This window comes from Methanosphaera sp. (genome assembly GCF_016282985.1).
Lineage (GTDB): Archaea > Methanobacteriota > Methanobacteria > Methanobacteriales > Methanobacteriaceae > Methanosphaera.
The window spans coordinates 1-6,554 of sequence record NZ_JAEELZ010000070.1 but is presented as its reverse complement, the minus strand read 5'-3'; the positions used below and the strand labels follow the sequence as shown (position 1 = coordinate 6,554).

General features: G+C 32.6%; 6 protein-coding genes. All 6 read right to left on the bottom strand.

Translation table 11 applies throughout. The annotated features are described in order from the left end of the window. Positions 1-81 precede the first annotated feature (81 nt). The 6 genes from QZZ11_RS04080 to QZZ11_RS04055 all read right to left on the bottom strand — a co-directional run bounded on the left by QZZ11_RS04080 (position 82) and on the right by QZZ11_RS04055 (position 6,304). Positions 82-654 (bottom strand): cupin domain-containing protein, encoded by a 573-nt coding sequence (locus tag QZZ11_RS04080; protein ID WP_292473842.1) that lies wholly within the window; start codon positions 652-654, stop codon positions 82-84. 158 nt (positions 655-812) lie between these two features. Continuing rightward, complete coding sequence (gene glmM / locus QZZ11_RS04075; RefSeq protein WP_292473841.1) at positions 813-2,156, bottom strand: phosphoglucosamine mutase; 1,344 nt, start codon at positions 2,154-2,156, stop codon at positions 813-815. A gap of 92 nt (positions 2,157-2,248) precedes the next feature. Continuing rightward, positions 2,249-3,733 (bottom strand): hypothetical protein, encoded by a 1,485-nt coding sequence (locus tag QZZ11_RS04070; RefSeq protein WP_292473839.1) that lies wholly within the window; start codon positions 3,731-3,733, stop codon positions 2,249-2,251. Positions 3,734-3,738: 5 nt separating this feature from the next. Next, positions 3,739-5,274 (bottom strand): hypothetical protein, encoded by a 1,536-nt coding sequence (locus QZZ11_RS04065; RefSeq protein ID WP_292473837.1) that lies wholly within the window; start codon positions 5,272-5,274, stop codon positions 3,739-3,741. A 332-nt stretch (positions 5,275-5,606) separates the two neighbouring features. Further along, positions 5,607-6,029, bottom strand: a complete 423-nt coding sequence (locus QZZ11_RS04060; protein WP_292473835.1) for a winged helix-turn-helix domain-containing protein — start codon at positions 6,027-6,029, stop codon at positions 5,607-5,609. Continuing rightward, the gene (locus QZZ11_RS04055; protein ID WP_292473834.1) at positions 6,026-6,304 is read right to left on the bottom strand and encodes a hypothetical protein; all 279 of its coding nucleotides are present in this window, start codon (positions 6,302-6,304) and stop codon (positions 6,026-6,028) included. The genes QZZ11_RS04060 and QZZ11_RS04055 overlap by 4 nt, the downstream gene beginning before the upstream one ends. Between the last annotated feature and the right edge of the window lie 250 nt (positions 6,305-6,554).

Genomic DNA, 6,554 nt, shown 5'->3' with positions numbered 1-6,554 from the left:
TTTATTTTAAAGTTTTCGTTGAAGTCTTCGTATGAATCGTATTCTTCTCTGTCTATGTATTTATGTAACAGTGAAGTCATTTTACTCTATACCTCCATTATTGTTTAGAACATCCAGGAATTTAACCGGTTTTCCGTTCAGTGCTATCATGGAATGTTTATGTAATGAGTCAAAGTATACTGAGTCTCCCTCATTCAGGTCAACGATGTTGTCCTTGATGTATAGTCTTAGGGTTCCTTCGAGTACGTATACAAATTCGTATCCTTTGTGGTAGTTTGGTTCAGGCATGTAGTTATCGTCCCTTGGCATTACAGTTACTATAAACGGTTCGATTGTTTTGTGTGTGAAGCTTGATGCAAGGTTTTCATAGTCATAAGCTTCCCTACGGTTTATTCTTACTCCCTTATCCTTACGGGTTACTGCAAATACACTCATTCTTGTGTCTTCACCAGTTAAAAGCAGGCTGGTGTCCACGTTGAATATCTGTGAAGCTTCATAGAGAATACTTGCAGGTATGTCCACTTCACCTGTTTCATACTGAGAATATGTTTCAACCGGAACATCCAATTTTTCTGCCATATCCTGTATGCTTATTTCACAAACTTCACGCATATCCTTTACACGACTTGCTATTTCCTGTTTAATATCTGACATTATTTTAAGCCTCCAAAATTATTAATCATGATATTTTGTTAGAATAATTGATTTAGAAAAAATATAATTTTTATAAGATAGTAATATCTTTGTTAAACATGTTATAAAAAAAGAACTTGTCGGATTTGAAAAAAAATAAATGAAAAATAAAGAGAAGTTTAATCAAGGTATTTCTCGATTAATGTCATACCCCAGTCGGCAAGTTCTGCTGCCTTTTCAGGAGTTTTTGCTTCTGAGAAACATCTGTAGATAGGTTCGGTACCTGAAGGTCTTATAATTACCCATCCTTCTTCGGTAATTACTTTTACCCCATCGGTTGTATCCACTTCATATTCTGTTGTATCATTTATTATTCCTTCAGCAACTAGTTGCTTTTTATCATCAGGACATTTAACTTTTCTTTTTTCAGAGAAGTATGTTGGTAATTCATCAATTAATTCAGATAACGGTTTCTTACTTTTTGCCAATATTTCAAGTAACATTGCTGTTGCAAGACCTGAATCTCTTCCATATACGAAATCAGGGAAGATTAATCCACCATTTTCTTCTCCACCAAACAATCCATCAATTTCCTGTAGTTTACGTGCTACTACAAGATCCCCTACTCTTGTCAGGATAATTTCACCATTGTTTTCCAATGCAATGTCTGCAATAGCATTACTAGTTGCTACTGTTGTAACGATTTTTCCACCGTTATTTTTTTCTAACATGGATTTTTCTACAAGTGCAAATGATTTGTCACCAAATACAAATTGTCCTTTTTCATCAATACAAATTGTTCTGTCTGCATCCCCGTCGTGTGCAATACCAATGTCTGCACCTGTTGCTTTAACAACTGCTATTAAGTCCTGCAAATTGTCTTCCGTTGGTTCAGGGTTTCTTCCAGGGAATGCTCCGTCAGGTTGACAGTTTAATGTTGTGATTTCACAGCCCAGTTTTCTTATGATGTATGGTGTGGTGCCGCATGCTGCTCCTGAACCACAATCAAGTACCACCTTAAGTTTTGCTTCCCTGATTGCTTCTGCATCCACTCTTTTGATTACTTCATCACAGTATTCGTCAATGATGTCCCTTTTATATGCTTTTCCTAATTTATCCCAGGTTACACGTTCCTGTTTATCGTTGAAGTAAATGTCTTCGATTTCTTCTTCCAGATCATCAGGTGTTCCTATTCCGTCAGCATCCAACAGTTTTAATCCATTGTATTCCGGAGGGTTGTGTGATGCTGTAATCATAATTCCACCATCATAGTAGTGTCTTACAGCATATTGTACTGCCGGTGTTGGTAACATTCCAAGGTCAACCACGTTACATCCTGCAGATAATAAACCTGCAGTTACTGCATGTTTAACCATTTCGGATGATGTTCTAGGATCTGATCCTATTGCAATCGTTCCTTTAACTTTTGTTCCATAAGCTGCTGCTATTTTTGATGCAAATTCTGGAGTTAAGACTGTGTTTGCAACTCTTCTTACTCCAAAAGTACCGAATAATTGTTTCATTTTAATAAATTCTCCTTATTTATATAAACTTAAGATTCCATGTTTAAAATGTGAAATTATCTTTCATCAATAAAATATATGTATTTGATAAATTATACATTTTTTGTATCCCTATTTATATAATATATCAAGTGATTTTTGTCATAACATTTCCATTTCATGCCATCATATTTCCATGTGAAATTTCTTTTGGCCTGAATTTCCGTCCATGAATTGTCATCGTTTTCAATCCAGGTTGTGTTGTAATATTCCTGATTATTGAATGTGTAGTTAACTTTCCACGTGTTTACATCTTTTGTCCAATGATATTCATAACCTGTGTTTGATGTTGCATGATACTCGTTTTCGTTTATCTTTTTCCACACGTATGGATGTATAGTGCTCCATTTAACTGTGTATTCGCCGTCGTTCTCTTTGATTTCTGCACTGATGTTGTTTGAGTCAATACATTTTTTTGTGTTCAGCATTGCAATAAGTGGAGGATCCGTTTTAATAATCTGATTGTTTGAATCGTTGAACTGTTTTGTCTCTTTGATATCCCTATTCTCAACAGTTAATATTTTCATATCATATAATCCCGTTGCCTCATCCAGCGTACGTTCTTTTGTAAGCCAATGGACTGTTATGTTATTTTTTTCCAGCTGATTTGTTACATCCGATGAGATGTAATCAGGTTCTTCCATTTGAATATAATCCGATTCAGTATTTCTTGTTACTACTACATTTTTTATATTGTTTTCCCGGAGATATGATAATATGTTCCCATTATTTGATGAATCTTCAACAAGCAAAGCATTATTTTTTACTACTGAAGGAATTATTGTGGGCAATTCCCCATAAAATCCATAATAGACAGTTTGAGGATTTTTAACATAACCTTCGGCCACGAGTTTATTGTTAACTTTTCTACTTACGTCCAATGAGTTTTCACCGGACAATTCTTCAAAGATTATATCATTTTCCATTAATTGCCTTTTAATTGTTCGAGGCAAGTTTCCGACAATGATGACCTTTTTTATCTGATGTTTTTTCATGTAATTCAAGTAGTCAACACTTAAGTTTTCATCAGATGAATATGTACTGTTTGAAGCAGTTATAAATACTGGAATTTTCGTGTATGCACCCAACTCCCCAGCTAATGGATCCGATGCAGTTAATATCACAGAATTATTTCTAAGATTTTTGGAATTTTCCGCCAGTTTAGTGAGTATTTCTGATATACTATTTCCGTTAACCTGTTTTACTTCAACACCCAGTTTCATAAAATCAAACATCTGCTGTGCCGTTACCGGACCTACAACAATTATTTTAGTGATATTGTTTTCTTCAACGTAACCCGGCAGCCAGTCTTTTAACTGTTCAGGCATTGTTTTGTCAGACAATATTAATGGCACGTTGTTACTTCCCGCATAGACTGACACCCCCGTTTCCAATGCCCTCATATCGCCGGTACATACTGCGACTATCAAGGTGCTGTTGTCACATTCTATTGTATCAGTGTAGACGGAACTTATTGAAAACACTGCCAATAGCAATATGCTTAAAAGCACGGCCAATATTTTAATCATTTTCTTCATTGAAACTACCTGTATTCACTTTTGATTTTACAAATTTTATATTCATCATTTTCATAAGCCAATTCACCGTAATCTGGTATAGGTGTGTCACGTTTTAACAGGAGATAACCCACATTTAAACGTGACAGTTCATCCCGGTCTGACCAGCCCTTAATAATGTGAACTGGATCTGTCACATATTCTGGAATTGACTCTGTAAAACCGCCGTAAACCACAGGCGTTCTGCTGGTCGATACTATGATTGTGTCCATAATTGCATCCTCAGATACAACTATATCCGAGGAGTTTTCCATGACAAACCACTGCATGATATCATACCGGTCATGTGCCAGACTTGAATTTGCAAATCTGGAAGAGATTACCGTTGGCTTGAATGAATACGTAACGGGATTGATTACTGAATGTATCTTTTCATCAACCAGGGTTGAATTATAATCATCATCATCCAACAAATCAGGAGTGTAACTGTCAACATACAAGAAACATGAAGTAATGACCAATAAAATGAATATTGTACAGAAGATATTCTTTAACCTGACACTTTGGAGATACTCATCATAAATATATGACAGGGCAATTCCTGAAATAATTATCAGTGCATATGAAGCCACTTCAAGTATTCTTATTGAAACTATGTTAAATCCCAACAGTCCAAACTGACTTAATAATACCAGTGAAATACTCCACAATATCAGGAAAGTAGATCTTTCATTCCTGGTTTTAATTAATATGTAATAACCCATCAGGAGCAATAACGTGCATATCATGCCATAGTACCTGAAGAAAAAATCACTTATCAGTAAATTATTTCCTGCCAGTGAATTAAAGAATAAAGAATAATTCAATGCAATGTAAATCCACCACGGCATTCCCAGTACCAAAACTATCAAAATGTAAACTATTACAAATTTCAGATTCATCCTTCTATTGAATATTTGAACTAGTGAGTATAATCCAACCACACCACAGGTCAATATTGCCGTTGCCATGTGTAAATTCCATATTAAAGCCAAAGAAAGTGCCGACAATATGAGATATTTCATGCTGTTTTCAGTTGAAGCCATATAAATAAACAGGCCGGATAACATGAACAGTCCTATTGCAATTGTTGCAGGAGTACATATTACTGAACGGTTGAATGTTACAAAACAGAACATGCTTAAAAATCCCGTTAAAACTCCAGTTTTTATATCCGTCAGTTTGTATGAAACATATGTTATTATTCCAATCAGATAAAATGAAAACATGGGCTGTGCCAATCTGCATAATTCCATGGGAGTTATGTTTAATAATTTGGAAATAAATGAAAAGCATAGGTGGAATAATGGAGGATACATTATCAGCCTACCCACTGGTGCTACCGTAGCATAATCCCAGAATATTAAACCATTTTGATTATATAAATCAATCATGTGTATATGATAATATACATCCCATGATATCGGGAATGAGTACTTGTATAATAAAAGTAAAGACAAAATAAATGCAAACAATGCAGGTAAAACCAATAATTTTTTATCATCTTTCAATAATAAATCCATGACATGACAACCCAATAATCTTTGTAAATAGTATGTATTTTAAAAAATTTATATTTGAGTTTTAAGTAAAAGAAATGATGAGATAATATCCCAATAAAAAATGGTTATTTTACATTAATATTGATTTTACATATTAATCAGCGAAAATATAGTTTTCAAAAATGTGATTTATAAAAGAATGAATAAAAAAATATGAGAAGTAGTACTCAAATGTTTTAGAATGTATATACAATTTTTCCACACAAAACGAAAAAAAAATGCTCCATTATGACTAAATAATGAAAAAATAGAAGACAAGTAAATAAACTTTCCAACATCAATTAATAAAAAAGTTAAAATTCAATCTTAATGGCATCGAAATTACAGATAGGGATATTATTATTTTTATTTCCTTTAATAAATTCAATGATTCCTTGTTTTTCTAATTTTTTAACATGAGGTTGAACAGTACTAATATTTTTATCCAATTTTTTAGATAATTCACGAATACTTCGTGGATGATCTGTTTTAATAATAGAGATAATTGAATAGTCTATTTCATTGAATGATAAATCATCCGATAAAAATGTAAATTCCTCTTCAATAATTTCATCAGGATGTTCATAATAATACTTCCAATTGTCTAAATCCACAAGTAACTTCATGTTATTTGTTTTATCAACAATTTTTTGTAGATTATCAATGGATTTATATTGCTCCTCCAAGTTATCAATAAAAGATTTACCATATTGGCGTTTAACTAATGAAATAATCATAATCGAACCTCTTGTAGTAATTTTTCTAGGTTTAATTTGCCATTATTAATAATATGTGTTTTAATTTTTAAAAATAATTCATCAACAGAATATTCTTTAATTTTAATCCAATCCTTATGATTATGAGGATTATAATGTACATGAACTCCTCTTTCATGATAATTATCAAATAAGATATTATCATCCATAATTACAATACTCCAACCATTAGGAGTAATTACTTTGTATAATGAATAATTCAATAGGTGAATTATGGTTTGATTTTTTCTTTTCATAACAAATATAATATTAAATTTAGAAAAACTTATATAAAAATATTCGTATAATACGAACAAAAGAAACATATTTTAATAATAAATAATGACTCTGCAGAAAACCTAACTTTGAGCAAAGATGAGTAATCCTCAAATATAACTTACCTAGCAAGAAAAATTTTAGTTTCAACATTATCCTTATTTCATCCAAAAACTAATGGTTACTCATAAAAACCATATATGTCTTCATTTGATTCCTGAGTAGATGTCA

Excerpts from the sequence above, each read along its gene's own strand:
- QZZ11_RS04080 (WP_292473842.1), bottom strand. The coding sequence starts at position 654 with ATGTCAGATATTAAACAGGAAATAGCAAGTCGTGTAAAGGATATGCGT.
- glmM (WP_292473841.1), bottom strand. The coding sequence starts at position 2,156 with ATGAAACAATTATTCGGTACTTTTGGAGTAAGAAGAGTTGCAAACACA.
- QZZ11_RS04070 (WP_292473839.1), bottom strand. The coding sequence starts at position 3,733 with ATGAAGAAAATGATTAAAATATTGGCCGTGCTTTTAAGCATATTGCTA.
- QZZ11_RS04065 (WP_292473837.1), bottom strand. The coding sequence starts at position 5,274 with ATGGATTTATTATTGAAAGATGATAAAAAATTATTGGTTTTACCTGCA.
- QZZ11_RS04060 (WP_292473835.1), bottom strand. The coding sequence starts at position 6,029 with ATGATTATTTCATTAGTTAAACGCCAATATGGTAAATCTTTTATTGAT.
- QZZ11_RS04055 (WP_292473834.1), bottom strand. The coding sequence starts at position 6,304 with ATGAAAAGAAAAAATCAAACCATAATTCACCTATTGAATTATTCATTA.